This is a genomic window from Iamia sp., assembly GCF_035575815.1.
In the GTDB taxonomy this organism is placed as follows: Bacteria; Actinomycetota; Acidimicrobiia; order Acidimicrobiales; family Iamiaceae; genus Iamia.
This window is the reverse complement of sequence record NZ_DATLXO010000175.1, coordinates 24064-49149: the sequence shown is the minus strand read 5'-3', so window position 1 is coordinate 49149 and position 25086 is coordinate 24064. Positions and strand designations below refer to the sequence as shown.

General features: G+C 73.5%; 21 protein-coding genes and 1 pseudogene. 16 read left to right on the top strand and 6 right to left on the bottom strand.

Going from position 1 to position 25086, the window contains the following annotated elements:
* Nucleotides 1-705 (bottom strand): alpha/beta fold hydrolase (locus VNL12_RS17985; protein ID WP_325596325.1); only part of this gene is annotated, 705 nt, incomplete at its 3' end.
* A 142-nt stretch (nt 706-847) separates the two neighbouring features.
* Here VNL12_RS17985 and VNL12_RS17980 point away from each other — a divergent pair.
* The 3 genes from VNL12_RS17980 to VNL12_RS17970 all read left to right on the top strand — a co-directional run bounded on the left by VNL12_RS17980 (nt 848) and on the right by VNL12_RS17970 (nt 4022).
* Nucleotides 848-2218, top strand: a complete 1371-nt coding sequence (locus VNL12_RS17980) for a hypothetical protein (protein WP_325596324.1) — start codon at nt 848-850, stop codon at nt 2216-2218.
* A 97-nt stretch (nt 2219-2315) separates the two neighbouring features.
* Entirely contained in the window at nt 2316-3140 is an 825-nt protein-coding gene (locus VNL12_RS17975; protein ID WP_325596323.1) for an RNA methyltransferase, read from the top strand.
* Nucleotides 3141-3191: 51 nt separating this feature from the next.
* Complete coding sequence (locus VNL12_RS17970) at nt 3192-4022, top strand: glucose 1-dehydrogenase (protein WP_325596322.1); 831 nt, start codon at nt 3192-3194, stop codon at nt 4020-4022.
* Between the two features lie 208 nt (nt 4023-4230).
* Here VNL12_RS17970 and VNL12_RS17965 read toward each other — a convergent pair whose 3' ends face one another.
* A complete protein-coding gene (locus tag VNL12_RS17965) occupies nt 4231-5463 on the bottom strand; it encodes an acyl-CoA dehydrogenase family protein (RefSeq protein ID WP_325596321.1) in 1233 nt (410 codons plus the stop codon).
* A 155-nt stretch (nt 5464-5618) separates the two neighbouring features.
* On the opposite strand from VNL12_RS17965, the gene VNL12_RS17960 reads away from it, so the two are divergent.
* From VNL12_RS17960 to VNL12_RS17950, 3 genes are all read left to right on the top strand, one after another.
* Nucleotides 5619-6584, top strand: coding sequence for an ABC transporter substrate-binding protein (locus tag VNL12_RS17960; protein ID WP_325596320.1), 966 nt, complete (start codon nt 5619-5621; stop codon nt 6582-6584).
* Entirely contained in the window at nt 6581-8191 is a 1611-nt protein-coding gene (locus VNL12_RS17955; protein WP_325596319.1) for an adenylate/guanylate cyclase domain-containing protein, read from the top strand. Before VNL12_RS17960 ends, VNL12_RS17955 begins: the two co-directional genes overlap by 4 nt.
* A 103-nt stretch (nt 8192-8294) precedes the next feature.
* Nucleotides 8295-9233, top strand: coding sequence for a pirin family protein (locus tag VNL12_RS17950; RefSeq protein ID WP_325596318.1), 939 nt, complete (start codon nt 8295-8297; stop codon nt 9231-9233).
* A 216-nt stretch (nt 9234-9449) separates the two neighbouring features.
* Here the strand turns inward: VNL12_RS17950 and VNL12_RS17945 are convergent, their stop codons facing one another.
* Together VNL12_RS17945 and VNL12_RS17940 are read right to left on the bottom strand one after the other, a co-directional pair.
* Nucleotides 9450-9836: an MmcQ/YjbR family DNA-binding protein gene (locus VNL12_RS17945; RefSeq protein ID WP_325596317.1), complete on the bottom strand. Its 387-nt coding sequence runs from the start codon at nt 9834-9836 to the stop codon at nt 9450-9452.
* 43 nt (nt 9837-9879) lie between these two features.
* Complete coding sequence (locus VNL12_RS17940; protein WP_325596316.1) at nt 9880-11079, bottom strand: MFS transporter; 1200 nt, start codon at nt 11077-11079, stop codon at nt 9880-9882.
* Nucleotides 11080-11251: 172 nt separating this feature from the next.
* Between VNL12_RS17940 and VNL12_RS17935 the strand changes: the two genes are divergently transcribed.
* The 5 genes from VNL12_RS17935 (at nt 11252) to VNL12_RS17915 (ending at nt 17542) form a co-directional block, all read left to right on the top strand.
* On the top strand, nt 11252-13297 hold the full coding sequence (locus VNL12_RS17935; protein ID WP_325596315.1) for a protein meaA: 2046 nt from the start codon (nt 11252-11254) through the stop codon (nt 13295-13297).
* A gap of 42 nt (nt 13298-13339) precedes the next feature.
* Nucleotides 13340-14311, top strand: coding sequence for a hypothetical protein (locus VNL12_RS17930; protein ID WP_325596314.1), 972 nt, complete (start codon nt 13340-13342; stop codon nt 14309-14311).
* A gap of 200 nt (nt 14312-14511) precedes the next feature.
* Nucleotides 14512-15369: a hypothetical protein gene (locus VNL12_RS17925; protein WP_325596313.1), complete on the top strand. Its 858-nt coding sequence runs from the start codon at nt 14512-14514 to the stop codon at nt 15367-15369.
* An 89-nt stretch (nt 15370-15458) separates the two neighbouring features.
* Nucleotides 15459-16412 carry an LLM class F420-dependent oxidoreductase gene (locus tag VNL12_RS17920; protein WP_325596312.1) on the top strand — a complete coding sequence of 318 codons (954 nt, stop codon included), beginning with the start codon at nt 15459-15461 and terminating at the stop codon, nt 16410-16412.
* 95 nt (nt 16413-16507) lie between these two features.
* Nucleotides 16508-17542, top strand: coding sequence for a hypothetical protein (locus tag VNL12_RS17915; RefSeq protein WP_325596311.1), 1035 nt, complete (start codon nt 16508-16510; stop codon nt 17540-17542).
* Here the strand turns inward: VNL12_RS17915 and VNL12_RS17910 are convergent.
* Entirely contained in the window at nt 17529-17780 is a 252-nt protein-coding gene (locus VNL12_RS17910; protein WP_325596310.1) for a hypothetical protein, read from the bottom strand. The two genes, VNL12_RS17915 and VNL12_RS17910, sit on opposite strands and share 14 nt — an antisense overlap.
* A 506-nt stretch (nt 17781-18286) precedes the next feature.
* Here VNL12_RS17910 and hrpB point away from each other — a divergent pair.
* Nucleotides 18287-20875, top strand: coding sequence for an ATP-dependent helicase HrpB (gene hrpB, locus VNL12_RS17905; protein ID WP_325596309.1), 2589 nt, complete (start codon nt 18287-18289; stop codon nt 20873-20875).
* 162 nt (nt 20876-21037) lie between these two features.
* On the opposite strand, the pseudogene VNL12_RS21060 reads toward hrpB, so the two are convergent.
* Nucleotides 21038-22361 (bottom strand): annotated as a pseudogene (locus VNL12_RS21060) (Glu/Leu/Phe/Val family dehydrogenase).
* A 151-nt stretch (nt 22362-22512) separates the two neighbouring features.
* Here VNL12_RS21060 and VNL12_RS17890 point away from each other — a divergent pair.
* The 4 genes from VNL12_RS17890 to VNL12_RS17875 all read left to right on the top strand — a co-directional run bounded on the left by VNL12_RS17890 (nt 22513) and on the right by VNL12_RS17875 (nt 25081).
* Nucleotides 22513-23655, top strand: coding sequence for an AI-2E family transporter (locus VNL12_RS17890; RefSeq protein WP_325596306.1), 1143 nt, complete (start codon nt 22513-22515; stop codon nt 23653-23655).
* A 9-nt stretch (nt 23656-23664) separates the two neighbouring features.
* A complete protein-coding gene (locus tag VNL12_RS17885) occupies nt 23665-24282 on the top strand; it encodes a class I SAM-dependent methyltransferase (RefSeq protein WP_325596305.1) in 618 nt (205 codons plus the stop codon).
* A 162-nt stretch (nt 24283-24444) separates the two neighbouring features.
* Nucleotides 24445-24690 carry a FitA-like ribbon-helix-helix domain-containing protein gene (locus VNL12_RS17880; protein WP_325596304.1) on the top strand — a complete coding sequence of 82 codons (246 nt, stop codon included), beginning with the start codon at nt 24445-24447 and terminating at the stop codon, nt 24688-24690.
* Complete coding sequence (locus VNL12_RS17875; RefSeq protein WP_325596303.1) at nt 24677-25081, top strand: type II toxin-antitoxin system VapC family toxin; 405 nt, start codon at nt 24677-24679, stop codon at nt 25079-25081. Before VNL12_RS17880 ends, VNL12_RS17875 begins: the two co-directional genes overlap by 14 nt.
* Nucleotides 25082-25086: the final 5 nt, after the last annotated feature.

Here is a 25086-nt window from a genome sequence, read left to right as displayed (position 1 = left end):
GTCCTCGGCGCGACCGGCGCCGATGGGCACGACGTAGCGCAGCCAGCTCGGGTCGAGGCGGGGGTTCATGCGGCCCCGTCGCGCGGCCAGCTCGTCGATCGTCCCGGGCCGGCGGGCCGCGTCCCCGGCCGTGCCGCGGTGGTCGAGCCAGGCCGCCAGCTCCTCGGCTCGCAGACGGGTCCGGTGGTGCTCGGGCACGTCGGGCCAGCTGCGGGCCGAGGGCAGGCCGTCGAGGTTGACCACGTGGCTGACGCGGTGGGGGCAGGCGTCGGCCAGCTGGAGTGAGAGGGCGCCGCCCTTGCTGTGGCCGAGCACCGGGACGGCGCCGTCGGCGACCGTGGTCAGCACCGCCGCCGCGTCGCGCAGATCGGCCTCCCACGAGTAGAGCATGGCGTGGTCGGAGTCGCCGTGGCCCCGCTGGTCCCAGGCGACGACGCGCCAGCCACCGTCGGCCACGAGGGGGGCCAGGGCGTCGTAGGTGCCGGCGAAGTCGAACCCGCCGTGGGCGAAGAGCACCGGAGGCGCCTCGGGGTCGCCCCACTCCCACACGCTCAGGCGCAACCCGTGGCTGTCGATCCACCGGTGCCGGTCGGGGCGCCGGGCGCCGGGGTGATGGTGGGCGTCGACCCCCGCGGGTGCGGGTTCACCCTCCAGCCGGGCCCGACCGCCGACGACGATGGTGGGCGGAGCGGTGGGGGCGGTCATCGGGACGACGTTACCGGTCGCCTTGACCGCTCGGTCAGTTCCGCGCTCGCGAAGGGGGGTCGACGGCGGGGCGCGAGCCGCCCGGGCGGGGTCAGGACGAGATGCCGACGGGCCAGGTGGTGACCGGTAGCATCCCTCCCCTGTGAGGACCGGTGCCCCCATCGCGCGCCTGCGCCGCGCCCAGGGGCACCGCCACCTCCTGACCGGCTCGGCGATGCTCGTCGTGGGGGCGGCGATCCAGGCTGCATCGGGCGCCATCTTCTGGCTCATCGCGGCCAAGCTCGACACCGAGGGCGACGTCGGTGCCGCGGCCAAGCTCTTCCAGTCCGTCCTGTTCGTGACCTACCTCGGCGGCCTCGGCCTGCCCGTCGCGCTCGCCCGCTACGCCGCGGATCGCGACGACGACTCCGACGCCACCTTTACCTGGGCGGCCATCGCCACCTCCATCGCCGGCGCCGCCCTCGGGCTGGTCTACGTGGCCGTGCTGCACTCGTCAGCCACCGACGTGCTCACCGACTGGAACACAGTCGGCGGTCCGCTGCTCTTCGCGGTGCTGGTGGTCGGCGCCGCCCTGTCGATGATCGCCGACGTGCGGTGCATGACCGCCCGGCGCTGGAACCTGGTGATGGTGCGCATCACCCTCGTGGGCCTGGCCCGGTTACCGCTCCTGTTCCTCATGCGCGACCACGACCACCGCTCGCTGTGGCTCTTCGTGTTCGCCGGCGGGCCCGTCGCCGTCTCCGGCTTCCTCAGCGCCGCAGTCGCGCCGCGCCTGGCCGGCGGCCGCCTCCGCCTCGGGCCCCGCCCCGTCGCGGCCCGTGCCGCAGCGCGCTACTCGGCGGTGAACTACCTCTCGACGCTGGCCTACCAGGCGCCCTACTTCGCCCTGCCGGTGATCGTGCTCACCTATGTGTCGTCGGAGAGCTACGCCAGCTTCAACGTGGCATGGGGCATCGTGGCCGTGGCCTTCTACGTACCCACCGCGCTGGGACAGGCCCTGCTCGCCGAGGGCGGCCGCGACGGCGCCCACCTGCGCTCACAGGTCCGCCTGGCCCTGGTGTTGGCCGTGGGACTGATGGTGGTCGGGGCCGTCGCTGTGGCCGTCGGTCGCGACGTCGTCACCGCCATCTACGGCGACGGGTACGCCGACGCGGCGCGGGTGCTGCCGGCGATGGTCGCCGCCGGCATCCCGTGGGCCATCACCTCGCTGCTGCTCTCCGAGGTGCGCATCCTCCACCGCCACACCGCGACGGTGGCCATCACCCTCTCGCTCACCGTCGCCATCGTCGTGCCGGCCCTGATCCTCGTGCCCGACGACGGCATCGACGGGGCCAGCGTGTCGTGGTTCATCGGGAACCTGGTCGCGGCCGGGGTCGCGGTGGTCGCCGTCCGCGTGAGCCGGGCCCGCAGCGCCGTCGACCCGACCGTGGACGACGATCCGTCGCTCGCCGCACCGGGCACCGCAGCCGATGCCGCCGAGGTCGGCATCACCCTGGCCGAGCACTCGGCTTGAGGACGCGTCCGGCGCGCTGACGCTCGGGGGCCGGCGCCTGACCGTTGCTCGTCGTCGGTGCGCGAGGCGGGGGACGGGGCGCTGTCAAGATCACGGGGTGGTCGACATCGCCGTGGAGGAGCCCGACGACCCGAGGATCTCGCTCTTCATGGGCCTGCGCGACCACGACCTGCGCCGCCGGCGCGAGGCACCGGGGGGCGACATGGACGGCGTCTTCGTGGCCGAGGGTGAGCTGGTGGCCGGCCGGGCGTTGGCGGCGGGCTACCGGGCGCTGTCGGTCTTCGTCGATGCCTCGCGCCGCGACCCCCTGCCCCCCGGCCTCGACCCGACGGTGCCGGTGTACCGGGCCGGCCCGCGGGTGATCCCGGCGGTCACCGGCTACCAGATGCACCGGGGGGCACTGGTCGCCTTCGCCCGCCGGCCGCTCCCGACCCCGGAGCAGGTGCTGGCCGGAGCCCGTCGGGTGGTGCTCGGCGAAGCCATCGTCAACCCCACCAACCTGGGCGTGATCGTGCGCAGCGCCGCCGCCCTCGGCATCGACGCCCTGCTGCTCGACCCCACGTCGTGTGACCCGCTGTACCGGCGGGCCAACCGGGCGTCGATGGGCGAGGGCTTCGCTCTCCCCCACGCGAGGGTCGACCGACTGCCTGAGGGTCTGGCGCCGGTGCGGGCGGCCGGGTTCACCGTCGTCGCCCTCACCCCGGCCGCCGACGCGCTGACGCTCCCCGAGCTCGCCGCTCGCATCGGACCCGACGATCGCCTCGCCCTAGTGCTCGGCTCGGAGGGGCCGGGGCTCACCGCCGAGGCCGAGGCGGCCGCCGACGTGCGGGTCCGCATCCCTCTGGCCGCCGGCGTCGACTCGCTCAACGTCGGCGTGGCCGCCGGCATCGCCTGCTACGCCCTCGGCCGACCCATAGCCTGAGGCGTCGTCAGAACCCGTCGCGTCCCCCGCCCTTGGAGCCAGCCCGCGCGCATGATCCTCGACCGCTTCCGCCTCGACGGTCAGGTGGCCATCGTCACCGGGGCAGGGCACGGCATCGGCCGGGCCACCGCCCTCGTCCTCGCCGAGGCCGGCGCCGACGTGGTGGTCGCGGCGCGCACCGAGGCCGACATCGATGCGGTGGCAGAGGAGATCCTGGCCATGGGGCGCCGGGCCATGGCCGTGGTGACCGACGTGATGGTCGACGATGACCTCGACCGCCTGGTCGCCCGGTCCGTCCGGGAGTTGGGCCACCTCGACCTGCTCGTGAACAACGCCGGCGGCACCCCGCCCCGCGCCGCGGTCGACACCAGTCGGCGGTTCCTGGAGCGGGCGCTCGCCTTCAACGCGGTGAGCCCGTTCCTGCTCTCGGTCCGCGCCGCCCGGGCCATGGTCGACACCACCGGCTCGGGCGCCATCCTCAACATCTCGTCGCGCTCGAGCCAGCAGAACGTCCCCGGCCTCGCCGCCTACGGCACCGCCAAGGCGGCGCTCAACAAGCTCACCCAGAGCCTCGCCGTCGAGTGGGCGCCGCGGGTGCGGGTGAACGCCCTGTCGGTCGGAGCGGTGGCGACCCGCGCCCTCGACGTGGTCCTCGACGACGACGCCATGCGCGCCACCCTCGAGGCGGGCACACCCATGGGTCGCGCCGGTGACCCCACCGACATCGCCGCTGCGGCCCTGTGGCTGCTCTCGCCCGCCGGCGGGTGGGTCACGGGCAAGGTCGTGGAGGTCGACGGCGGCGCCGAGACCGCGGCGCTGTTCCTCCCCGTCGCTCCCCTCGAGCCCACCCCGCCCCCAACCGAGCCCGACCCCGACGCCTGACACCGGAGCAGCCCGAGCTGACCCTCCCGAAACCCCGGCCGCACCCGAACTGGTCGCGAAACCCGTCGCTCGAGGGACGTCGATCGCGACCACTTCGATCGAAGCCCGGCCCCACCCCGGCCCCACCCCGAAGGATGGTCGCGGGATCCGTCGCTTCCCGCGACGGCGATGGCGACCACTTCGGGCGGAACGGGGATGGGGCGGGGCGTCAGATGGGGAGGTCGCCGGTGGCGGTGCGGGTGGAGCCGTGGTCCTTCCACGCCGCGATGGTGCGCTGGGCGATGCGCATCTGGTGGACCTCATCGGCGCCGTCGGCGAAGCGGGCCCAACGGGCGTGCTGGTACATGCCCGCCAGCGGGGTGTCGGTCGAGTAGCCGAGGGCACCGTGGACCTGGATCGAGCGGTCGATGATGCGGCCCAGGGCGTTGGCCACGAAGTGCTTGGCCATCGACACCTCGGACTTGAAGTCGACCCCGGCGTCGATCTTCGACGCCGCGTGCAGGACCATCAGCTTTCCCTGGTAGAGCTCCATGGCGGAGTCGGCGATCATCCACTGGATGCCCTGCTTCTCGGCGAGGAGCGACCCGTGGGCGTAGCGGTCGAGGGAGCGCTCGACCATCATGTCGAGGGCGGTCTCGGCCTGGGCGATCCACCGCATGCAGTGCGCCAGACGCGCCGGACCGAGGCGGTACTGGCCCAGCAGGTGGCCCTGGCCCCGGCCGCCGAGCATCTGGTCCTGGTGCACCCTCAGATCCTCGATGCGGATCTCGGAGTGGCCGGTCGAGCCGTGCATGGTCTCGATCTGGCGCACCTCGGTCCAGCCCTCGGTCGGGATGTCGACGATGAACGCGGTGTTGGCCGCCTGGGGCAGGTCGGGGTCGTCCTCGGTGCGGGCCACGAGGATGGCGAACCCGGCCCGGTGCGCGTTGGAGATGAACCACTTGTGGCCGTTGAGGACCCACTCGTCGCCGTCGGGGTACCCGTTGGTCTTGATGAGGGTCGGGTCCGATCCGGCCACCTCGGGCTCGGTCATGGCGAAGCAGCTCATCACCCGGCCCTCGCACAGCGGGCGCAGGTACGTCTCCTTCTGCGCGTCGGTGCCCCAGTGCAACAGCGTGTGCATGTTGCCCTCGTCAGGGGCCTGGCAGTTCATCACCCACGGACCCCAGCTCGACTTGGCCCCCTCGGCCTGCACCATGGCCAGGCTGACGTGGCCCAAGCCCATGCCGCCCCACTCCTCGGGCATGTGGGGCAGCCAGAGCCCCGCCTTCTGGGCCTCGCCCCGCATGCCGATGAGGATCTTCACGTACTCGTCGCGCTCGATGCCGGTGTCGAGGGCGCCGATCTGGGCCTCACCGGGCTTGACCACGTCGGTGACGAAGGCCCGCACCCGCATGCGGAGCTCCTCGATCTCCGGTTCCAGGGTGAAGTCGATGGCCATGGTGCACGCTCCGGGGTGGGCAGTGGACGAAGCGCCGTTCTACTGCAGCGGCATCAAAGACCGGCGATCTCCCCCACCACCCTCGAGGACCCGACCGCCGGCATGTACCGGCGGCGGGAGCGACCGGGCCGAGGCCCGGGTGCCAGGCTGTCGCCATGGCACACGGGACGAGGGGCGGGCCCGACGGGCGCACGGTGGCCACCATGGTCCCCTCCGCGACGGACCTAGTCGTGGCGCTCGGCGCGGCCGACCGCATCATCGGCATCAGCCACGAGTGCGACCACCCGGCGGTCACCGGCCGACCGATCCTCACCCGTTCTGCGGTGCCCGGCGCACCCGATCCGGGGCGCGCCGCGGCCGATCCCGCCGCCCTCGACGCCGCGGTCTCCGCCGCCCGGGCCGCGGATGCCCCCCTCTACCTGACCGACCGGGCCGCCCTGCACCGCCTTGCGCCCGGGGTCGTGGTGGCCCAGGACGTCTGCGACGTGTGCGCGGTCACCGGTGACCAGGTGGCCTGCGAGGTGCCCGAGGGGACCGAGGTCGTCCGCCTCGGCGCCGTCGACCTGAACGGCCTGCGCACCGACCTGCGCACCGTGGGCCGGGCCCTCGGCGGTGAGGGCCCTGATCGAGCCGAGGCGGCCATCGCGGCCCTCGACGACGGCCTGGCGGCGGTGCGGGCCACCGTCGCCGGCCAGCCCCGCCCCCGGGCGCTGCTGCTCGAGTGGGGCGATCCTCCCTTCGTCGCCGGGCACTGGGTGCCCGAGCTGCTCGAGGTCGCCGGCGGCATCGATGCCCTCGGCGCGCCGGGTGCCCCGTCGCGCCGGGTGAGCTGGGACGAGGTGGCGACCGCGGATCCCGACGTGATCGTCTTCCTCCCCTGCGGCTACGACCTCGACGCCGCCACCCACGAGGGTCGCGCCCTGCTGGCGCGCCCCGAGCTGACCGGCCTCCGCGCCGTCGCCGAGGGCCGGACGTGGGCCACCGACGCCACGCGCGTGTTCTCCCGCTGCACGCCCGTCGCGGTTCAGGCGGCCCGCGTGCTGGCGTCGATCCTGCACCCTGAGGTGGCAGGTCCCGTCGACCCCCGTGCCGCCCGTCGCCTCGGGCCCGAGCAGACATGACCCGGCGACACCGGCGCCCGCGCCACCGCACACCGAGCGGGCCCGACCCCGACGGCCACCGTCACGGCGGCCGCCGCCTGTCGCGTCGGGTGCAGGTGAGGATCGCCCTGTCGTCCGCGCTCACGAACCTCATCGGCGCCGTGATCGTGTTCGCCTTCGCGGTGTGGGTGCTCCCGAGCGACCCCATCCCGCAGGAGGACCAGGTGGTGCTGGCCAACGCCGTCGGCGTCGCGATCTGGCTGCCGGTCGCCGTGGCCGTCGGGACGATCTGGAGCGCGCGCACCATGGGCCCGGCCCGGCGGTGGCTCCTCGAGGAGCGGGCGCCCACACCGGAGGAGGAGGTCGCCGTCCTCCGCAGCCCGCTACGGGTCTTCCGGGTGCAGCTGACGCTGTGGTTCGCCTCCGCGGTGCTGTTCTCGATCGTCAACGGCTTCATCTCCGCCCGACTGATCAGCAGGGTCGGCTTCACCGTCGTGCTCGGCGGGCTCTCGACCAGCGCCGTCGCCTACCTCACCACCGAGCGCCTCATGCGGCCCGTTGCGGCCCGGGCGCTGGCCGAGGGCGCCGTCGAGCGGCCGCGCCTGCCGGGGGTTGCGGCCCGTCAGCTGCTCGCCTGGGCCCTCGGCAGCGGGGTGCCCGTGCTCGGCCTCGTCATCACCGGCATCCTCGGCCTGGCCGAGGGCACGGCCAGCCGGGTCTCGCTCTCGGTCACCATGATCTGCCTCGGCGCGGTGGTGCTGACCGTCGGGCTGTGGGTGACGGTCCTCGGCGCCCGCTCCGTGTCGGACCCGGTCCGCTCGGTGCGCGAGGGACTGAGCCGGGTGCAGGACGGAGACCTCGAGGTCGAGATCCCCGTCTACGACGGCAGCGACATGGGCCTCCTGCAGGACGGCTTCAACCGCATGGTGGAGGGCTTGCGCGAGCAGGAGCGGATCCGTGACCTCTTCGGGCGTCACGTGGGCGCCGGGGTGGCGCGCGACGCCCTCGACCGCGACATGCCGCTCGGCGGAGAGGTGCGAGACGTCGCCGTGCTCTTCGTCGACATCGTCGGGTCCACCCGGTTGGCCGTCGAACGCCCGCCGGCCGAGGTGGTCGATGTGCTGAACCGGTTCTTCTCGGTCGTGGTCGCGGCGGTCGACGACCACGGCGGGTGGATCAACAAGTTCCAGGGCGACGCGGCCCTGGCCATCTTCGGTGCCCCCGACGCACGGGCGGATCCCGCCGGCTCCGCCCTCGCCGCGGCCCGAAACCTGGCCCGACGCCTCGAGGCGGAGGTGCCCGACTGCCAGGCCGGCATCGGCGTCGATGCCGGACCGGCGGTAGCCGGCAACATCGGCGCCGAGGAGCGCTTCGAGTACACGGTGATCGGCGACCCGGTGAACGCCGCGGCCCGGCTGAGCGAGCGGGCCAAGGCGGTCCCCGGTCGGGTGCTGGCGTCGGGTGAGGCGGTCGCGGCCGCGGATCGGCGCGAAGCGGCGCGGTGGGGGCCCGGGCAGGTGGTCACCCTGCGGGGCCGCGACGCCCCCACCGTGCTCCACCACCCCGCCGGCGCGAGCGCAGCGCCACGGGGCGCGAGGGCGGTGGTTGACCGCAGCGACCGCGGGTAGCGCCGCAGGCTCCGCACGAGGGCCCGCTCAAGCTGGGCGACCAGCGCGGAATACCCGCCCCAACAGAGTGTTTGCGCAGACAAGAAGTTCTGAGGAGGCACCCATGCCCGCCACCACCGTCTCGGACCTCACGACCCTCGAGCGCATCGCTCCCAGCCCGAGGGACCGCTCCCGCCCCGTGCGCTCGCTCACCACCGCCCCGGCGGGGTTCGAGGGCGAGGGCTTCCCGGTGCGCCGGGCCTTCGCCGGCGTCGACCTCGCCGACCTCGACCCGTTCATCCACATGGACCAGATGGGCGAGGTCAGCTACGCCCCGGGCGAGCCCAAGGGCACGTCGTGGCACCCGCACCGCGGCTTCGAGACCGTCACCTACATGATCGACGGCACCATGGAGCACCAGGACTCCGAGGGCGGCGGCGTCATCACCAACGGCGACACGCAGTGGATGACCGCCGGGTCGGGTCTGCTCCACATCGAGCGGCCGCCCGAGGCGCTCGTCACCAGCGGCGGCCTGTTCCACGGCATCCAGCTGTGGGTGAACCTGCCGGCCGCGGAGAAGATGTCCACCCCCCGCTACCAGGACCTCCGCTCCGGCGAGGTCACGTTGGCCGCCTCTCCCGACGCCGGCTCGCTGGTGCGGGTGATCGCCGGTGAGGTGGCCGGGATGCGGGGCCCGGGGTCGACCCGGACCCCCATGGCCATGGTGCACGCCACCGTCGCCGCCGGCGCCGAGCTCGTGCTGCGGTGGCCCGAGGGCTACAACGCCCTCGCCTACGTCCTCGCCGGGGTGGGCGACGTCGGTCCCGACCGGCGCCCCGTCGCGGCCGGCCAGACCGTCGTCTTCGGCCCCGGGGAGTCCGTCGCCGTGGCCGCGTCCGCCACCCAGGACAGCCGGACCGAAGCGCTCGAGGTGCTCCTCCTCGGTGGGCGTCCCATCCGCGAGCCGGTCGCCATGATGGGCCCGTTCGTGATGAACACCCGCGCCGAGCTGCGCCAGGCCCACGACGACTTCCAGGCCGGTCGCCTGGGTCGGGCGCGCTGACGTCGCTCGTCCGGAGACGCTCATCCGGTGGTGGCGTCGGGCCGGATCCACGGGGCCCGGCGCCACCACGGGGATGGCTCACATCGCGCTCCTGGCCCGGATCCACTCGGGTCGGTCACGCGGTGGCACGGGAACCGCCTCGTTCGGATGGCTCCCGGCCCTGATGATAAGCATACCTAACACACGATGGCAAGGGTCCGCCCAGGGCGGGCTCCGTCATGTCTCCCCGCGCACCTGGCGCACGAGGGCCTTGGGGGCGACCTGGCAGTAGGCGTCGATGACGATGTCGGCCACCTCGCCCCAGTCGACGTCGACGTCCAGTCGCACCCCGAGCCAGCCGCGGTGGCCGACGTAGGGCGGGATGAAGAAGCGCTCGGGCTCGGTGTCCACCAGCTCGGCCTGCGCGCCGAGCGGCGCCGCGCACCAGAGACCGACGATGCCGTCGCCGTGGTGGTCGTCCAGGAACATCACGAACGTCTTCTTGCCGCGCACGAAGAACGTCGGTGAGCCGTGGCTGAGGCGCTCGGTCACCTCCGGCAATGCGTGAAAGACCTGCCGCAGCCGGATGAGCACCGCAGCGTCGGAGTCGCAGGGCCCGGCCACGCCCGGAGTCTGCCTCAGGGATCGGCCCCGGGGTGGAGAGCCGTCAGGCGGGCGGCGCCACCGGGTCCGCCCGCGGCTCGGCGGGTGCGGTCTCCTGCCTGCGGGCCGCGGACCAGCACAGCGGCACGCCGAGCACCGCGAGCACCATCAGGGCGATCATCGGGATGCCCCCGCCCCAGCGCGAGACGCTCACCCCCACGAGGGCGATGAGGGTGATGGCGGCGGAGTTGGCCGCCACCAGCTGCCAGCCGCTCACCCGACCGGCCGCGACCCGACCGACGCGGTCGGCCGTGGTCGAGAGCACGGTCGGGAGGATGACAGAAAGCACCACGCCGGCCCCGGCCAGCGCCGGCAGGGCGGCCGGCGTGGGCAGGACCGGGATGAGGGCGTAGGCCCCGACCACCGCGACCGATCCCCAGATGAGCACCCGGGCGGCGGAACCCCGCACCCGGCTGAGCCCCAGTCGACCGACGGTCACACCGGCCCAGAAGCCGCTGACCGCCAGCCCCGCAGCCCGACCCGAGGACCCCCGGTGGTCCTCGAAGTAGGTGGCCATCCAGTTGCCCGTCAGGGCCTCGAGGCCGACGAACGTGCCCGCCAGGGCGAGGGAGAGGGCCACGGCCCGGCCGTCGAACCGGACGGGGCCGGCGGATCGGGCCCGACGGTCCCGGCGCGAGCCCTCCGCCAGTCCGTCGGGCCACCCCACGGCGGGGTTGGCGGCGGCCGCCGCGGCGGCCAGGGCGACGACGGCGGCGGCGAGGAAGCCGACGCGCCACGAGGTGATCGAGATGAGCGCCGGTCCGAGGGTGGCGCCGAGCCCGTAGGCGCCGAACATCAGGCCCGCCCGGCGCATGTCGCGCACCACCGTCTGGTAGCGGTTGCCCAGCGAGTCGAGGACGCCGCTCAGGAGACCGACGGTGCCGACCGCAGCCAGCAGCACCGGGAACGACCGGGTGGAGGAGATGAGGACGTCGACCGCGGCGAGCACAAGGCACAGGGCCGTGGTCGCGGGGCGCACGTGGACGCGGGACAGCACGGCGAGGGCTGACGCCGAGGTCGCCATGCGGCCGATGCCGTAGGCGGTGGCGACGGTGCCGAGGGCGGCCGAGGACTGGTCGAAGAGGCTCCTGGCGTCCGGCCAGGCTGCGCCGTACATGGCCAGCGGTGCCGCGAACGAGGCGAACACGAGGCACTGCACCACGAGCGGTGAGGTGCCCCTCGACGCCGAGGGAGCGGACAGCATGGGTGAGCAACGCTATGGCTCGCCGGGCGCCGCCCCAAGCCCACTCGAACCCTCGGCCCAGCTCCCGACCGGGGACGGTTGCCACCCCGGGGGAACGTTCGCCGTCCAGAGCTCACGCTCCGGTGCCGACCCCGGAGTGGGACGTCTGCAGGGGCGGGCGTACCTTGGTGCCATGACCGACGCGGACGAGACGCCGACCGAGCGCGAGGCCCACCGCCTCTACGACGCCGAGGGCGACCCCACCACCGAGCGCCCCTGGATCATCCGCACCTACTCCGGTCACTCCAGCCCCAAGGCGTCGAACCAGCTGTACCGCTCGAACCTGGCCGCCGGCCAGACCGGCCTGTCGATCGCCTTCGACCTGCCCACCCAGTGCGGCTACGACTCCGACGACCCCATCGCCCGCCCCGAGGTCGGCAAGGTCGGCGTGCCCATCACCAGCCTCGACGACATGCACGTCCTGTTCGACGAGATCCCCATCGAGAAGATGAACACCTCGATGACGATCAACGGCACCGCCATGTGGTTGCTCGCCCTCTACGTGGCCCTGGCCCGCGAGCGCGACGTTCCGCCCGCCGAGCTCACCGGCACCACCCAGAACGACCTCATCAAGGAGTACCTGGCGCGGGGCACCTACATCTTCCCGCCGGCCGACAGTCTGCGGATCATCGCCGAGATGTACGAGTACTGCCTGGAGGAGATCCCGTCGTGGAACGCATCCAACATCTGCTCGTACCACCTGCAGGAGGCGGCGGCGACGCCCACCCAGGAGCTGGCCTTCTCCCTGGCCAACGCCATCAGCCTCCTCGACCTCATCAAGGAGCGGGGCCACTTCACCGACGAGCAGTTCGCCCGGGCCGTCGGGCGCATCAGCTTCTTCGTGAACTCGGGCATCCGCTTCGTCGAGGAGATGTGCAAGATGCGCGCCTTCGGCGAGCTGTGGGAGGAATACACCGGTGACCGCTTCGGCGTCACCGATCCCAAGTACCGCCGGTTCCGCTACGGCGTGCAGGTCAACTCCCTCGGGCTGACCGAGAGCCAGCCCGAGAACAACGCCTGGCGCATCTTGATCGAGACCCTCGGCGTCACCCTCAGCCGCGACGCCCGGGCCCGGGCCGTGCAGCTGCCGGCGTGGAACGAGGCCCTGTCGCTCCCCCGCCCGTGGGACCAGCAGTGGTCGCTGCGCCTGCAGCAGATCCTCGCCTATGAGACCGACCTGCTCGAGTACCCCGACCTCTTCGAGGGCTCGGTCGTGGTCGAGTCCAAGGTGGCCGAGCTCACGCGCGACGCCCGGGCCGAGATCGAGACCATCCTCGGCATGGGCGGGGTGATCCCCGCCATCGAGTCGGGCTACCTGAAGTCGGCCCTGGTGCGCTCGATGTCCGAGCGCGTCACGCGCATCAACGACGGCGAGCAGATCGTCGTGGGCCTCAACCGGTGGACCGACGGCATCCCGTCCCCCCTGCTCGGTGGCGAGGACGGCGGGCTCTTCACGCTCGACGAGACCGCCATCGCCGAGGCCATGGCCAACCTCGACACCGTGCGCGCCACCCGCGACGGGGCCCGCGCCGAGGCCGCCATCGCCGCCCTCAAGGCCGCGGCTCGCGACGGTTCGTCGATGATGGAGCCGTCGATCGAGTGCGCCCTCGCCCGGGTCACCACCGGCGAGTGGGCCGGGGCCCTCCGCGACGTGTTCGGCGAGTACCGGCCCGCCACCGGCGTCGAGGGCCAGCGCCTCGGCCTGAGCGGTGACCGGGTCGAAGCCCTGCGTGCCCGCGTCGAGGGCCTGGCCGACACCCTCGGCCACCGGCCCAAGATCCTCGTCGGCAAGCCCGGGCTCGACGGCCACTCCAACGGGGCCGAGGTGATCGCCGTCTCGGCCCGCCACGTCGGCTTCGACGTCGTCTACTCTGGCATCCGCCTGAGCCCGGCCGACATCGTCCAGTCCGCGGTGGAGGAGGGCGTCGACCTGATCGGTGCCTCCGTGCTCTCGGGCAGCCACATGGAGCTGGCCCGTCAGATCGTCGACGGGCTGCGCGCCAACGGCGCCGAGCGCGTCCGGGTCGTGTTCGGCGGCATCATCCCGCCGTCGGACTTCGAGAAGCTGGCCGCCATCGGCGTCGAGCGCGTGTTCACGCCGGCCGACTTCGAGCTGATGGACATCATGGAGTCGATCACCGACGTCATCGAGACCGCGGCCGCCCCCAGCGCGGCGTGAGCGAGCGCGGCCGGACGTGACCCACGACGAGGTGGTGCACCGTTGAGCCGCGGGTCCGATGGGCTCGCGGACCTCGTCGAGCGGGGTCGGGCGCTCGACAAGGCCGGCGTCGCCGAGCTGATCGGGATCTTCGAGGACTCCCGACCGTCGGCCGCGGCCGAGCGCGCTCGGGTGCTCGAGCTCCTCGATGACAACGAGTGCTCTGAGTGCATGGTGCTGGGCGTCACCGGCACGCCCGGGTCGGGGAAGTCGACCCTGCTGGCCCGGCTCACCCTCGACCTCTTGGCGGCCGACCCCGACCTCTCGATCGGGGTGCTGGCCATCGACCCCTCCAGCCCCGTCTCCGGTGGCGCCCTCCTCGGCGACCGCACCCGCATGCGCAGCCCACTCGACGAGCGGCGTCTGTTCTTCCGCAGCCAGGCCTCGGCGACCGAGCTCGGCGGCCTGTCGCCGTCGAGCTTCCAGGTCTGCCGCCTGCTCACCCGGCTGTTCCGGTGCGTGATGGTCGAGACGGTCGGCATCGGCCAGAGCGAGGCCGACATCCGTCACCTCGCAGATCGCGTCTACCTTGTGCTCCAGCCCCTCGGCGGCGACGAGGTGCAGTTCCTGAAGGCCGGCATCGTCGAGGTGCCCGACGCCTTCGTCCTCAACAAGGGCGACGAACCGTCGGCCGATCGCAGCTACCACCACCTTAAGGCCAGCCTGGGCCTGGCCCGCCCCTTCGACGAGGAGCCACCGGCGATCCACCGCACCAGCGCTCGCACCGGCCAGGGCGTGCCCGAGCTCACCGCGGCCATGCTCGAGGTGATCGCGACACGGACCCCCCGGTCCCACGCCGAGCGCGAGCCGCACTTCTTCGAGCGCTGGGTCACCGACGAGTGGGGGCGACAGGGGCGCCGCCACCTCGTCGACGTCCTCGGCGGGGCGGCCGAGCGCCTTGCCTCCGAAGGGGGCTTCGACGCAGCCCAGATCGGCTTCGACGCCAGCATCCGGGCTGCCTTGGCGGGACGATGAGAGCCGCGGCGGCGCAGGCACCGCGTCCCGCCCGGATGTGTCGCCATCTGTCAGGGCGATGGTTGTCCCGCTCCGCCATCTCCCTGTACGGTCAGTACCGATCCACGAGCAGGACGAGCCCGTGGCGCTGTCGCTGACCCCGGCCCGCTGCTCCCCCGCTGAACCCGCCGTGTCACCCCGCCACTGACGAGGAGACCGCGATGACGGCCAAAGCCGACTTCACCGATGAGTACAACGCGACCGACCCGAGGGCGTACTACGCCAACCTGGGCGATCTCGCCTACCAGGTCCCGGCCCACGGGTCCGCCGTGTTCCGACACCTCTCCGATGTGATCGACGAGCGCTCCGGGCCTCCGACGGTGCTCGACGTCTGTTGCTCCTACGGCATCAACGCCGCCCTCCTGAACCACGACCTCAGCTTCGAAGACTTGCGCCACCACTACACCTCGCCCGCCGTCGAGGGCCTGTCCCGCCGCGAGCTGGTGGACGCCGACCGTCAGCTGCTCGCCGCGCGCCGCCGCCCCGATGCCCGCCGGGTGCTCGGCCTCGACGTCTCGGAGAACGCCGTGGGCTATGCGGTCGAGGCCGGGTTGCTCGACGGCGGGATCGTGGCCGACCTCGAGTCCGAGGCGGTGCCCGGTGAGGTGGCGGCCCAGCTCGGACCGGTCGACCTGGTGACCATCACCGGTGGCGTTGGCTACGTGAACGAGGGCACCTTCGAGCAGATCGTCTCGGCCTGCGACGCCCCGCCGTGGATCGCCGCCCTGTCACTGCGCTGGATCGGGTTCGACCCGATCGCGGAGTCGCTCGAGGAGCACGGTCTCGTCACCGAGCGCCTGGACGGCTACGCCGTCCGCCAACGCCGCTTCGCCGACGCCGTCGAGCGCGACCACGTGCTCGGGGTCCTCGAGGATCGGGGGATCCTGCCCAACGAGATGGAGGAGGAGGGGTGGCACTGTGCCGAGCTGTACGTCGTGCGGCCCGAAGGCGCGGCCCGCGAGGAGTCCGTCGATGAGCTCCTCGGCGACGCCGTGCCCCACCTCGTCGGCGACGCCTAACCCCAGGTCTGCGCGCCCGAAGCGGCGTCGGTTCGTGGCGCTGAGCGCGACGGAGCGACGCCGATTCGGCGAAGGTTCCCGAAATGCTGATGCCTGAGCCCACCTCACCCCGCCCGTTCCGCTTCGGCGTCCAGTGCTCGTCGCCGCCGTTCGTGACCCGGCGGTCGTGGGCCACCCTCGCCCGCCGGCTCGAGGACCTCGGCGTGTACCGCATGACGGTGTCGGACCACCTCGACGACCAGCTGGCGCCCATCGCCTCGCTCATGGCCGCCGCCGACGCCACCACCACGCTGCGGATCGGGTCGATGGTGCTCTGCAACGACTACCGCCACCCGGCGGTGATGGCCAAGGAGGCGGCCACCCTCGACGTGCTCTCCGACGGCCGCTTCGAGCTCGGGCTGGGCGCGGGGTGGATGACCTCGGACTACGAGCACGCCGGCATTCCCTTCGACCCCGCGCCCACCCGGATCGCCCGGCTGGAGGAGGCCATCGGCGTGGTGAAGGGGCTCTTCTCCGAGGGGCCCTGCACCTTCGTCGGCGAGCACTACCGCGTCGACGGCCTGAGTGGGAGCCCCAAGCCGGTGCAGACCCCGCACCCGCCCATCGTCGTCGGCGGCGGCGGGCGCATGGTGCTGGAGCTGGCCGGTCGCCACGCGGATGTCATCGGGCTCAACCCACGGCTGCCCAACGGCGTCATCGACGCCTCGGCCGGACCCGACGCCACCGCCGCGGCCACCGAGCGCAAGATCGGGTGGATCCGAGCCGCCGCTGGTGATCGCTTCGACGCCATCGAGCTGCAGGTCCGCGTCCACCTCATCGTGGTCACCGACGATCGCGCCGGCACGGCCGAGTTGCTCGCCGAGGGCTTCGGCCTCAGCCCGACCGAGGCCCTGGAGACACCCCACGCCCTGTGCGGCTCGGTAGAGGAGATCGCAGCCGACCTCGTCGCCCGGCGCGATCGCTACGGCATCAGCGCGGTCGGCATCGCCCTGAGCGACCTCGAGGCCATGACCCCGGTGATCGAGCGCCTCGCCGGCACCTGAGGTTCGGGGTCGAGACGCGCCGCGACCGTCGCGGAAGCGTGACGGACCGGACCCGCTGTGGATCAGGGTGGGCCGGCCCATAGGTTGGCCACCCCATGAGACGACGACGGTTCCTCCTCCTCGCGCTGGCGGTGCTGCTCGTGCCTGCCGCCTGCGGCGAGGACGAGACGGGCGGCGCACCGGAGCCGAGCTCGGAGGTGAAGGTGGCTGACGGCTTCGAGGTGACCGAGGTGTACTCCGAGCTCGAGGGGCCGACCCAGATGGTGTTGGAGGGGTCGGGCACGCTCCTCGTGGCCCAGCTCAACGGCGAGGAGGGCAGCTCCGACGGCCAGATCCTGCGCCTCGACGCCGATGAGCGCCGGGCCGAGCCCGAGGTGCTCTTCGACGGTCTCACCACCCCGACCGGCGTGGCCGTCGTCGACGACGAGATCTGGGTGATGGAGGAGCGCACCCTCTCTCGCGGCCCCCTCGACGGCGGCGAGCTGAAGGTGGTGCTCGACGACCTGCCCTACAACGGCCGCTCCGAGGGCACCCTCACCACCACCCCCGAGGGCGACCTGCTCTACAACACCTCGGGCACGCTCGACGGCACCCGGGCCGCCGAGGGCTCGGGCATCTTGTTCTCGCTCACGCCCGGCGAGGAGCCGGTGATGCTCGCCGACGGGTTCAAGCACGCCTACGCCCACGTCTACGACGACGACGGCACCCTCTGGGTCACCGAGATGTCCGACGGTGAGTACGAGGGCGAGCCCGCCCCCGACGAGGTGGTCGCCGTTCATCCCGGCGACGACTTCGCCTGGCCCCGCTGCATCGGTGACCGCGAGCCGGTGGCCGTCTACGGCGGCAACGAGGACGACTGCGCGGACACCCCGCCGTCCCACGCCCTCTTCGGCCCCGGCGCCACGCCGACCTCGATCGAGATCGCCCCGTGGGACCCCGACCTGCTCGTCGTCGCCCTCTGGGTCGAGGGCCGGGTCGTCACCATCCCTCGCACCACCGAGGACACCCCGGCCGAGGTCACCACCCTCGTGGAGGGCATCGAACGCCCCCAGCACCTCCTCGCCGTCGGCGACCGCCTGCTCGTCACCGACCACGAGCAGGGCACGATCCTCTCGATCAACCCGAACTGACCGGCCGGCGTCCGGGATCAGCCGGCGTCACTCCCCTGTCCGAGGTGCCGCCGGCCTCGCCGCCCCCGGCTCGGGCCGCCTCGAACAGCGCCCGCAGCCCGTCGGTTCCCTGCTCGCCGGCGGCCCGGGCGACGACCTCACCGTCGGCGTCGACGGCCACGAGGAACGGGAAGCTGCTGACGCCGTAGGCGGCGAGGGCGGCGGGAGCCTCATCGGGCGCGGCGTCGGAGTCGACCATGACCCGGCCGGGCCAGTCCTCGCCGGCGAGCCACTCACCGGGGGGAACTGGGGTCGGCGGTCGTCGCTGCGCGTCGCCACCGCGACCAGCTCGACCCCGTCGAGGTCACCCTGGGCGTCGGCCAGCTCGACGAGGCGGGGCAGTGAGGGCACCAGTGGGCCAGGAAGGCGATCACCATCGGACCCTCGGACGGGTCGATGGTGATGGCGTCGCCGGTCGGGGTCTCCTAGTCGAGCACCGGAGCGGGCTGCCCGACGGCGGGATCGGTCCGCCGTCGGCCAACGGCTCGAGGACGGTGCCGGTGACGCACCTGCCGACGACGACCCACGGTGGCCTACGGCGTCACGAGGCCGGCCCGGCGTCGCGTTCCCCTGAGCTTTGTACGGAAGTGATCCCCGTGGCACACCTTCGTACGAAGTTCCGCCGGCGCCCCTCGAACCCTGGACGAACGTGATCCTCCGTGGCACACCTCCGTACGAAGCTCGGCTGTCAGCCACACTGCCGGGGTGACCGTTGCCCCGACCGGCCTCCCCGTCGAGGGGTGCATCGAGGAGGTGCGGGCCGCGCTGCGCGGTCCGGGGACCGCCGTGTTGCAGGCCCCGCCGGGGGCGGGCAAGACCACCGTGGTGCCCCTCCGCCTCCTCGATGAGCCCTGGGTCGCCGGTGGGCGCATCGTGGTGCTGGAACCGCGACGTCTGGCGACCCGCGCCGCCGCCCGGCGGATGGCGACCCTGCTCGGCGAACCGGTCGGTGCCACCGCCGGCTACCGCACCCGCGACGAGGACGTCACGGGGCCGGCGACCCGCATCGAGGTGGTGACCGAGGGGATCCTCGTCCGGCGCCTCCAGCGCGACCCGTCGCTCGAGGGCACCGCCCTGGTGGTGCTGGACGAGATCCACGAGCGCAGCATCCACTCGGACCTGGCCCTGGCCCTGCTGCTCGACGCCCGCTCGGCGCTGTGCCCCGACCTGCGGGTGCTGGCCATGTCGGCCACCCTCGATACCGGCCGGGTCGCCGAGGTGCTCGGGGGCGATGCGCCGGCGCCCGTCGTCACCAGTGTCGGCCGCCAACACCCCGTCGCCCTTCGCTGGGCACCGGCTCGCGAACGGGAGCGCCTGGCCGACCACGTGGCGCGGGTCGTGGGTGAGGCCCTCGGGCGCGACGCCGGCGACGTCCTCGTCTTCCTGCCCGGCGCGGCCGACATCCGCCGGGTGACCGGCGAGCTCACCGTCGCGAGCCGGCGGCTCGACGACGTCGACGTGCGGCCCCTGTTCGGCGCCCTGCCCCTGGCCGAGCAGGACCTCGCCCTGGCCCCGTCGCCCCCCGGTCGGCGCCGGGTCGTGCTGGCCACCGACATCGCCGAGACGAGCCTCACCGTCGCCGGGGTGCACGTGGTCATCGACGCCGGCCTGGCGCGGGTGCCGCGGCTCGATGCCCGCACCGGGCTGACCCGTCTGGTGACGGTGACGGCCTCGAAGGCGTCGGCCGATCAGCGCCGCGGCCGAGCCGGGCGCACGGCGCCCGGCGTCGCCTACCGGCTCTGGCCCGAGGTCGACCACGCGCCGCGGCCCCGCTTCGCCACCCCCGAGATCCTGCAGGTCGACCTGGCCGGCCTGGCCCTCGACCTGTCTCTGTGGGGCGCCGCCGACGACGAGCTGCGCTTCCTCGACCCGCCTCCGGCCCCCGCCCTGGCCGAGGCCCGCGCCCTGCTCACCACGCTCGGCGCCCTCGACGACGCGGGCCGGCCCTCGCCCGCCGGTCGGACCATGGCCGAGCTGCCGCTGCACCCCCGCCTGGCCCGGATGGTGGTCGACGGGGCCCGCTCCGGGCACGGTTGGGAGGCGTGCCTGCTCGCCGCTACCCTCGAGGAGCGCGACGTGCTGGGGGGCCGTCCCGAGGAGGTGCCCGTCGACGCCGCCGAGCGGCTGCGACTGCTGGCCGACGGCCGGGCCTCACACCCCCGTGCTGATCGCGACGCGGTGCGCGCGGCCCGCCGGCGCGCGGCCGAGATCGCCCGGCGGGCTCGGGTGCGCCGGCGCGACGAGATCGACCTCACCGCGTGCGGCCCGCTGATCGCCCTGGCCTACCCCGACCGGATCGCCCAGGCGCGCGGCGGACGGCGCTTCCGCCTCCGCAACGGCACCGGCGCGGCGCTGGCCGAGGACGACCCGCTGGCCGGTGAGGCCTTCCTCGCCGTCGCCGAGGTCGATGCCGGGCCCGCGCCCGGCCCGGGACGGCCCCTGGCCGGGCGCGGGCCTCGGCGCGCGATCGCGGCGGAGCCGACCCCGGAGGGTCGGGTCCGCATCGCCGCCGCGCTCGACGAGGCCGACGTGGTGGCCCTCGGAGGCGACGCGGTCGAGACGACGACTCGGGTGGCCTGGGACGACGCCCGCGACGACCTCCGCCGCCGCACCGAGCGTCGACTCGGGGCCCTCGTCCTGTTCGTGTCCGAGAGCCCGCCCGGCGCCGGGCCCGACACGGTGGCCGCCCTCCTCGATCGCGTGCGGGCCACCGGGCTCGACGTCCTGCGCTGGACGCCCGGAGCCCGTCGCCTCCAGCAGCGGGCGACCTTCGCCCGCCGGGTGCGGGCCGTGAGGGGAGAGGAGTGGCCCGACCTCTCCGACGAGGTTCTTCTCGCGGAGCTCGACGACTGGCTCGCGCCCCTCCTGGGGCGGGCGACGGGGCGGGGCGGCCTGGCCAAGGTCGACGTGACGAACGTGCTGCGGGGCAAGCTCGGGTGGCCGTGGACCGGGAGGCTCGACGCCGTCGCCCCCACGACGATCACCGTCCCCACCTCGGGCCACGAGCTGCAGGTCGACTACGCGGGCGAGGCGCCCGCCGTGCACGTGCGGGTGCAGGACCTCTTCGGCACCACCGTCCACCCGAGCGTCGACGAGGGCCGGGTGCCGGTCGTGATCCACCTGCGCTCGCCCGCCGGCCGCGACGTCCAGGTCACCGCCGACCTCCCCGGCTTCTGGGCTGGGTCCTGGGCCGAGGTCCGCAAGGACATGGCCGGCCGCTACCCCAAGCACCCCTGGCCCACCGACCCGGCGTCCTCGTCCCCTCCCGCCGCCCGCCGCGCCCGCCGCCGCTGACCGACCGCCGCCCGCCGGAACCACCCAACTGGTCGCGAGATCCGTCGCTCCCACGACGGGTTCCGCGACCAGTTCCCCGGAGCCACGCAACTGGTCGCGAGATCCGTCGCTCCCACGCCGGGTTCCGCGACCAGTTCGCTGCGGGTCGACGCGACGGTCCTGTCAGCCGCCGTTGGCGAAGTACTCGTGGGTGCCGGTGGCCTCGATGGCCTCGGCGACGCGCTTGAGGGCGTGGACGTAGGCCGCGGTGCGCAGGTCGGTTCCGAGCTCCTCGGCCTGGTCGAGCACGTGGCGGGTCTCCCTCGCCATGATCTCGGCCAGACCGTCGTTCACCTGGTCGAGCGACCAGGCCAGGCCGGTGCGGTTCTGGACCCACTCGAAGTAGCTCACCGTCACGCCTCCGGCGTTGGCCAGGATGTCGGGGAGGACGACGATGCCCCGTTCGTGGAGCACGGCGTCGGCCCGGCTGGTGGTGGGCCCGTTGGCCACCTCCACCACGAGGCCCGCCTGGACGTCCTGCGCGTTCTCGGCGGTGATGACGCCCTCCAGCGCCGCCGGGATCAGGATGTCGACGTCGAGCCCGAGCAGCTGCTCGTTGCCGATCTCGGTGGCGTCGACCATCTCGCAGACGGCCCGCGCAGTAGACCGCCCGCAGCTCGCGCCGCTCGTTCTTCTGGGTGATGAGGCTGGGCACGTCGAAGCCTTCGTCGGAGTGGATGCCGCCCTTGGAGTCGCTGACGGCCACGATGCGGTAGCCATCGGCGTGGAGGAGCCGGGCGACGTGCTGTCCGGCGTTGCCGAACCCCTGCACGGCGACGGTGATGTCCTTCGGGTCCCACCGCTTGCGCTGCTCGACCTCTTTGATGGCGTAGTAGGCGCCGCGCCCCGTGGCCTCGGTGCGCCCGAGGCTGCCGCCGAGGGCGAGGGGCTTGCCGGTGATGACCGCCGGGGTGCGGCGCCGCTGGTGCTTGGAGTACTCGTCCATCATCCAGCCCATCACCATGGCGTTGGTGTAGACGTCGGGCGCGGGGATGTCGGTGTCGGGCCCGATGAAGTCGCCGAAGGCGACGACCACACCGCGGCTCAGGCGCTCGAGCTCGAGGGGCGAGAGCTCCTTGGGGTTGACGATCACCCCGCCCTTGGCGCCGCCGAAGGGTATGTCGACCACCGCGCACTTGAGCGTCATCCACAGAGCGAGGGCCTTGATCTCGCTGAGGCTGACGTCGGGGTGGTAGCGGATGCCGCCCTTGGCCGGGCCCCGGGTGTCGTCGTGGCGCACCCGGTAGGCCTCGAAGGTGCGCAGCGACCCGTCGTCGAGGCGCACCGGGACGGACACCTGGAGGATGGCCTTGGGGTGCCGGAGCCGCTCGGTGACCTCGGCGTCGATCCTGCCGAACTCGGCCGCCTGGTCGAGCTTGCGGATCGCGTCGATGAAGACGTCACCGTGGTCGGAGGTGGTCTCGTCGTCCTTCGCCCACTCGCCCACGGTGGTCTCCTCGCGTCGCTCCGCGGGCGAGGGCAGGTGCTCCCCCCACGATCGCCCGGCCGGGGATCTGCCCGGCTGCGCCAGTGTGGCGCGGTGGGCGCCGTCGCGCCTGAACGGGGTGCCGACCCGGGGAGCGGGTAGGGCAGGGCCCATGGCCCCCTCTGCTACGTCGTCCTGGCGCCCGCACCCGACCATCCTGCGGGTCGCGGCCCACGCCGGGTGCCTGGTGGTGATCGGAGCCGCGATCTGGTTGGTGCTCCAGGTCGTCGCCCAGCTGACGCTCGTGCTCTTCCCCGTGGCCGTCGCCATCTTCCTCACCCGGGTCCTCTCGGTGCCCGGTGGGTGGCTCCGCCGCCGGGGGTGGCGACCGGCACCCGCTGCGGCCACGGTGCTGCTCGGCTTCCTCGCCGTCGTGGCTCTCGCCGTCGCCCTCATCGCCCCACCGATGATCGAGGAGTTCCGGGATCTGGGGCCCACCGTCGAGGAGGGCCTGACCGACATCGAGGATTGGCTCGTGCGCGACGCCCCGGTCGATGTCACCCGGTCCGAACTCGACGACCTGAAGGACGACGCCGCCGACCGGGGCCGGGAGGCGCTCGGGGAGTCCCAGGACCAGGTGACCCAGGGGGCCCTGGCCGTGCTCAGCGGGTTGGCCGGGCTGCTCCTCGCCCTGATACTCACGTTCTTCGCCCTGAAGGACGGCCCCGCGCTCCAGCAGTGGGCGACCCGGACCGTCCCCGAGCGGCGTCGCGACGAGGCCGTGACCGTCGCCCGGGCGTCGTGGGGCAGCCTCGGCGGGTACCTGCGCGGCGCCGCCCTGCTCGGCATCGTCGAGGCGATCACCATCGGGATCGCCATGACCATCGTCGGGTCCGGACTGGTGCTGCCGGTGATGCTGCTGACCTTCGTCGCCGCCTTCGTGCCCCTTGTCGGCGCCACCGTCGCCGGCATCGTGGCGGTGCTGGTGACCCTGGCGTCAGGCGGGCTGATCGACGCCCTCATCATCGCCGCCGTCGCGGTCGTCGTGCAGCAGTTCGACAACGACCTGCTGGCGCCGTGGATCTACGGCAAGGCCCTCTCGATGCACCCGGCCACCATCCTGCTCAGCATCACCACCGGCACCGCTCTCTTCGGCTTCGTCGGCACCGTGGCGGCCGTCCCCCTCACCGCCGTGGTGCTGAGCTCGGTCGCCGCCCTGCGAGGCGCGCGACCCACCAGCGACGGCGACGCCGCGACCGCAACGGGCGCGCCGGAGCCCGCCGGCCCAGGCCCGGCGACCAGCGGCGGGCCGTAGCCTCACCGGGTGGCCATCCCTCGCGGCGGCGCCCCCGCCGGGCGCTGGAACCACAACATCGCCCACCACGGGGTGCTGCTCGACGCCGTTCCCCCTGGGTGCGAGCGGGCCCTCGACGTCGGCTGCGGCGACGGCCTCTTGACCCGGGCCCTGGCCGACCGGGCCCGGCAGGTGACCGCCATCGACGTCGACCCGGCGAGCGTGGCCTCCACCCGGCGCGAGGTCGACGGACTGACCAACGTCACCGTCATTTCCGCCGACGTGCTCACCCATCCCTTCGAGCCCGGGTCGTTCGACGCCGTGCTCTCGGTCGCCACGCTCCACCACATCGAGCTCGAAGTAGGTCTTCGACGCCTGGCCGAGCTGGTCGCCCCCGGTGGGGTGCTGGGCGTCGTGGGCCTGGCCCGCACCCGAGGCCTCTGGGACCTGGCCCACGACGCCGTCGGGGCGGTCGAGTCCCGGGTCCTCCGCCGCCGCCGGGGCTACTGGGAGCACTCCGCCGCCATCGTCGATCCGAGGTCCAGCTACACCGAGGTCCTGCGGATGGCGGCCCTGCTCCTGCCGGGCTGCCGCTACCGCCGCCATCCCCTCTTCCGGTACTCGATCATCTGGACCCGCCCCGGCTGACACGCCCGGGAACGGCCACCGTCAGAGGCGCCGGGCGCCCACCAGGGCGGCGGATTCGACAGCCCGCGCCAACCCCACGGGTGCGCACCGCACTCGTCGGACACGCGCTACGTCATGCGCCCTCGCATGCCTTGATGCGAAGTTGCATGTTAGGGTGCCACCGTGCCCAAGACCGTGCAGATCCGCGACCTCGACGACGATGTCTACGCCGGCCTCGTCCGGCGCGCCGCCGAGGCCGGGGTCAGCGTGCCGGAGCTGCTGCGCGCCGAGGCGGCGCGCCTCGCAGCACGGCCCAGCGTGGCGGAGTGGCTCGAGCGCACGCGGCGGCGCTCGTCGCCGCTCGGAAGGGTCGAGGTCCTGGCCGCGCTCGACGAGCAGCGCGGCCCGTGGCCCGATGCTGGTGGTTGACGCCTCCTGCCTCGTCGAGGTCCTGATCGGAGGGCCGGGCGCCGAGGCGATCCGCGACCGGCTGGCGGCCGACGGCGACCACGCCGCACCGCACATCGTGGATGTCGAGGTCTTCGGCGTCGTCCGGCGCGAGCACCAGCAGGGACGCCTCGACCACACCGCGGCGACCCAGGCGGTCGAGGACCTCGAAGCCTGGCCCGGCGAGCGCTTCGGCCACCGGCTCCTGCTCGCCCGGGCGTGGGCGCTGCGAGACACCGTGCGGGGATGGGACGCGATGTACGTGGCGCTGGCCGAGGCGCTGGATGCGATCCTGGTGACCACCGACCAGCGGCTTGCCGCCGCGACCGGTCCCGCCTGCTCGATCGAGGTGATCGACCACCGCCAGCGGTAGATCTC

Bases quoted from the DNA above. Each gene is read 5' to 3' on its own strand.
- VNL12_RS17970 (WP_325596322.1), top strand. From the start codon at position 3,192: ATGATCCTCGACCGCTTCCGCCTCGACGGTCAGGTGGCCATCGTCACC.
- VNL12_RS17935 (WP_325596315.1), top strand. From the start codon at position 11,252: ATGACCGACGCGGACGAGACGCCGACCGAGCGCGAGGCCCACCGCCTC.
- VNL12_RS17960 (WP_325596320.1), top strand. From the start codon at position 5,619: ATGGCACACGGGACGAGGGGCGGGCCCGACGGGCGCACGGTGGCCACC.
- VNL12_RS17965 (WP_325596321.1), bottom strand. From the start codon at position 5,463: ATGGCCATCGACTTCACCCTGGAACCGGAGATCGAGGAGCTCCGCATG.
- VNL12_RS17950 (WP_325596318.1), top strand. From the start codon at position 8,295: ATGCCCGCCACCACCGTCTCGGACCTCACGACCCTCGAGCGCATCGCT.
- VNL12_RS17875 (WP_325596303.1), top strand. From the start codon at position 24,677: ATGCTGGTGGTTGACGCCTCCTGCCTCGTCGAGGTCCTGATCGGAGGG.
- VNL12_RS17910 (WP_325596310.1), bottom strand. From the start codon at position 17,780: ATGGTCGACTCCGACGCCGCGCCCGATGAGGCTCCCGCCGCCCTCGCC.
- VNL12_RS17890 (WP_325596306.1), top strand. From the start codon at position 22,513: ATGGCCCCCTCTGCTACGTCGTCCTGGCGCCCGCACCCGACCATCCTG.
- VNL12_RS17940 (WP_325596316.1), bottom strand. From the start codon at position 11,079: ATGCTGTCCGCTCCCTCGGCGTCGAGGGGCACCTCACCGCTCGTGGTG.
- VNL12_RS17915 (WP_325596311.1), top strand. From the start codon at position 16,508: ATGAGACGACGACGGTTCCTCCTCCTCGCGCTGGCGGTGCTGCTCGTG.
- VNL12_RS17920 (WP_325596312.1), top strand. From the start codon at position 15,459: ATGCCTGAGCCCACCTCACCCCGCCCGTTCCGCTTCGGCGTCCAGTGC.
- VNL12_RS17925 (WP_325596313.1), top strand. From the start codon at position 14,512: ATGACGGCCAAAGCCGACTTCACCGATGAGTACAACGCGACCGACCCG.
- VNL12_RS17955 (WP_325596319.1), top strand. From the start codon at position 6,581: ATGACCCGGCGACACCGGCGCCCGCGCCACCGCACACCGAGCGGGCCC.